We start from the raw sequence: 1,203 nt of genomic DNA on the forward strand, positions 1-1,203 counted from the left end.
CAAAGAAAAAGCCAGCACCGCGCAAACCGATGGCAACCATTCAGCCGGCCTCCACCAAATAGTAACTGTAGTAGCTATCACCTCTCTCTAGCTAACAGATGAGATAGAAAGCAGAAAGTCCTTACCAACTTTCTGCTTTTTTACATCTAACAATGATCAAGATCAGCCAAAACCTTCCTTTACTTCAGTGAGTTAACATCAATTTACGCAGTCCGTCGAAAAAACAACGTAAACAATTTGTAAACAGTTTGCGTCCTCATTCTTTGCCGCTAGTTTTATTCATTCCTGTTTAAAGGAGTATCGAACAGGGACAAAAATTCCAAACAAAGACATGAGGTCACAAATGGAAACACGCTTTAATCGCCTATTTGCCGCTATGTTGGCTGTGGGCCTTGCACCTGCCGTCTCGGCGTTTGATCCGCTCTATTCAGAACAATGGCATCTCGACAACACTGGCCAAACTGCATTCGCAGCAAACCCTGCTGTTGCGGGTAATGACTTAAACACCAAACTTACGCAAGCCATGGGCATTGCCGGTATTGGCGTTAAAGTTGCGGTCATTGATTCTGGTGTGCAGATCGATCACCCAGACCTTGCAGGTAACGTAGTCACAGGTAGCAGAAACTTCGTTGAAGACTCTTTATTCCCATCCAGTTATCCCGTAGACACCAACGGCCACGGTACTGCCGTTGCTGGTTTGATTAGTGCGGTAGGTAACAATGGTGAAGGTGGTCGCGGCGTTGCTTCTCGCTCTTCGCTTGTTGGTTTTAACTGGCTTGCAAACCAAACATTAGAAGGTTGGTTAATTTCTCACGGTATGGACCCAGCGACGCGAGATGTACGCGTATTTAACCAAAGCTATGGCTTTAGTCCGATCAACCCAATCGCGTTTGATGAGAATGACCCACAGTTCAAGCTTGAAATGGATGTCATGCAGAACGTCAGCGAAACGAACGCTTGGGGCCGCGGTGCACTGTTTGTCAAGTCTGCGGGTAATGGTTACCGCTATTTCAACACTGGACGATTCTTCGTTCTTCCTAGCGATTTCTTCGCGGGAGGCGGAAACCAAAGTTTACCAATGCACAACTCGGCGCAATCTTACGACAACTCTAGCTACTTCAACCTTGTCACCAGCGCGCTACGCGCAGATGGCACCCGAGCAAGTTACTCTTCTGTTGGCGCTAACGTGTGGGTTGCCGCGCC

General features: G+C 47.7%; 1 protein-coding gene. It reads left to right on the forward strand.

Annotation, left to right across the window (positions count from 1 at the left end):
- Positions 1-343: 343 nt before the first annotated feature.
- On the forward strand, positions 344-1,203 hold an 860-nt coding region (locus R7E00_RS24225; protein ID WP_318124796.1), incomplete at its 3' end, for a S8 family peptidase.

The organism is Vibrio sp. Vb1755, assembly GCF_033338635.1.
In the GTDB taxonomy this organism is placed as follows: domain Bacteria; phylum Pseudomonadota; class Gammaproteobacteria; order Enterobacterales; family Vibrionaceae; genus Vibrio; species Vibrio alginolyticus.